3 protein-coding genes are annotated in these 2,937 nt (G+C 46.7%); 2 read left to right on the top strand and 1 reads right to left on the bottom strand.

Features of this window, described 5'->3' with window-relative positions:
- Window positions 1-200, top strand: a 200-nt coding sequence (locus AC5V8P_RS24785; RefSeq protein ID WP_495473983.1) for a DUF2238 domain-containing protein, incomplete at its 5' end; no start/stop codon positions are given.
- Between the two features lie 55 nt (window positions 201-255).
- On the opposite strand, the gene AC5V8P_RS24790 is transcribed toward AC5V8P_RS24785, so the two are convergent.
- Window positions 256-1,425, bottom strand: coding sequence for a glycosyltransferase family 4 protein (locus AC5V8P_RS24790; protein ID WP_064796103.1), 1,170 nt, complete (start codon window positions 1,423-1,425; stop codon window positions 256-258).
- A 363-nt stretch (window positions 1,426-1,788) separates the two neighbouring features.
- Between AC5V8P_RS24790 and AC5V8P_RS24795 the strand changes: the two genes are divergently transcribed.
- Window positions 1,789-2,820, top strand: coding sequence for an FUSC family protein (locus AC5V8P_RS24795; RefSeq protein ID WP_196771827.1), 1,032 nt, complete (start codon window positions 1,789-1,791; stop codon window positions 2,818-2,820).
- Window positions 2,821-2,937: the final 117 nt, after the last annotated feature.

Raw genomic sequence — 2,937 nt, forward strand, 5'->3', positions numbered from 1 at the left:
TTGCGATCAGTGCTGGATACGAACTGATTGAGTTTGCTGTAGCCAAAGCAACTGGTACGGCAGCAGAAGCTTTTTTAGGGACACAAGGAGATGTATGGGATACTCAATGGGATATGCTCCTTGCGTTCATCGGTGCCCTGACAGCGGTGATTTTGTTAAGCGGGGTACATAACAAGCTGCTCAAACAGCTAAAAGTGTAGCAGGGTTTCTTTTTTAGACGCTTTTTATTACCGTAGTTTTGAATTTTGTTGAGGATTATATTCGCGTCACCGGTCGACTGTCGAGATGCAGAGTCGCTGCCTCCATGTAGCTGTTCAGCAGCCGCTCAAAAATACGATCCCACGTCTGCTCCAGGCAGTATGCTCTACCGGTTCTGGACAGAAAGTTGCGAAGTGAGGCATCCTCGTACAACAGATGTACAGCTTTGGCAAAGGCAGCGGCGTCCCCAGCTGGACACAGTAACCCCGTTTTCCCATGGATTACATTATCTTTCACCCCGCCTTCATTTGCGCCGATCACGGGTGTGCCGCTGGCCATAGCCTCCAAAACGACATTACCAAAGGTTTCTGTAGTGGAGGGAAATAGAAATACATCGGCTGCAGCGTACAATTCTGCTAATTCCGGTCCTTTCACAAAACCAAGCCAATGGACGGCGTGCTCTGGCACCCCGATGTCTGTTGCAGTTCTGAACTCAAATAATGGGCCGTCTCCTGCAATGACCAGCACAGCGCCTGCGCGGACATCATCGGGTAACTGGAGATAGGAGTCCAGCAACGTGTCGATCCCCTTTTCCGGTGCAAGTCTGCCAACATACAAAATAACAAATGCGTCTGCGCGAACGCCCCATTTTTCCCATATCGCTTCGCGATTCACTATGGGCTGGAAGCGGTCGGTATCAATGCCTCTACCCCAGATTTCGAGCTGTCCCATTCCTTTATTGCGCAACAATTCCAGGGTTGATCGGGAGGGGACATATATCCTTTCACAATGTCTATGAAACCAGAGCATGTATTTCCATAACGCGGGTTCAAGCCAGCGAAGCTTGTAATATTCGAGGTACTTATCAAAGTGGGTGTGATAGGAGGCGACGAGTGGAATATGATGTTTGGCAGCGTAGCTTGTTCCGTACAGGCCCAGGTTAAACGGAGTAGCAACATGAATTAAATGCGGGGAAAAGGCTGACAGGCGCTCGTTAATTTGTTTGGCATTAGGGATCGCGAGTCTGCATTCCCGGTACAATAAAAAGGGAATACTTCGAAATCGCTCCACGCCTGGTCCAGAAGACAGATGATGGTCTGCCTCCGGGGCAAAGACAAGTGTAGATACCCCATGGGTCTCCAAATAGCCAATCCATCGTTCCAGTGTCAGAGCAGCGCCATTGACATCAGGCGTATACGTGTCTGTAAATAATGCCACTCGAAGCATGCCTTCATTCCTCCTCCGCCATTCTCATTTATCCTATGACGTTCCAGGGGAGTCCGCTTGGAGGCTCCGGCTTTTATTGTGTCATGATTTTGTTTACGGGCTTGCCGTGTTTTGTAAAAGTTGCCCTTGGGACGGGCTCTTTCGGGTCTCTTCTAAGAATTTACTAATCCATGGCATGATCAGTTCTTCCTGTGATACTGATGCATATAGGGGAATTCTGTTGATATGTATTCTAGCAGGCACTATACATTTCATAATTATTCCTGATCTTTGATGGTTTGGGGTAATAATAAACATGGACTTTGTCTTGAAATTTCATTATAGTAATTCGGTATGAATAAATTTGAAGGGTAAGCAGGAGGGATGGCTTTGGCTTTTGGAGCACGGGTGTTAAAAACGGGAATCGCAGTGACGCTCGCCCTTTTTCTGAGCACGCTTTTGAACACCCATTCGCCTGTGGGGGCAGCGATAGCCGCTATTTTTGCCATGCAACCGTCGATATATAGGTCGTGGCGTTATTTTCTGGATCAACTCCAAACAAGCACATTAGGTGCGATTATGGCGTTGCTGGGCGGAATGGTATTTTCAAATGAGCCGATTGCGGTCGGATTGGTATGTGTGTTGGTACTTATGATATGTCTGAAAATAAACATGGCGGATACGGTGGGATTGACACTTGTGACTGTGGTTTCTGTCATGGAAGCTTCAGGAGACTGGAAATTTGCGGTTACCCGCTTTGCGCTGACTCTGATCGGGATTGTGTCTGCTTTTGTCATCAACATTACCGTTTTTCCTCCCAAACCGAAAAGGCAGTTTAACAATCAGATTCAAAATGTATTTAACAGCATGTCCTTGTTGCTGCGAACGGCCATTTCCGACGAGATTAAGGAGTCTGTCTTTAGAGAGGAAAAAGGAAATTTAGAGGGAGCCATTAAATCACTGTCGGACAAATATCATTTGTTCGAGGAGGAGCAGAAAAAGCTCAAGCGCAACAAGTTTAGCCAGACGAGACAAATGGTCGTATACAAACAAATGCTTGAAAGTTTGCATAAAGGATACGAGGTGTTGGACGCGGTGGAAAGGCACTACTTCCAGTCTTTACGTCCAAAGGGAACAGATGCATTTTTTGACGACCATCTGGAGCGGCTGATTCGTTTCCACGAGCACGCTCTGCTGAAATTTGAAAATAAGCTCAAACCCAATGAGGAAGAAAGTGAATTGTTTGAGCAGGCCAACGGTGAATTTATGAAGCAGGCCATTACACGTTTTGACCATTGTCAGGAGGGAATGCTGCGGCTTTCCATTGTAGCTGCGACGATGTATGACTATGGTCATCAGCTGGAGCGATTGAGCAGACTGGCCGATCATATTCATCCTGTGGAAGAGAGTCGATAGGCCAATTTTGAAAAAAAGAAGAGCGACCGCATTCATCAAATGAACTGTGACCCGTAAGATGGACACTTTGAAAAAAGTGACCCACTTACGGGTCATTTGTGTTTTAATCAAACAATA

The sequence above is a fragment of the Paenibacillus sp. N119s genome (assembly GCF_059447605.1).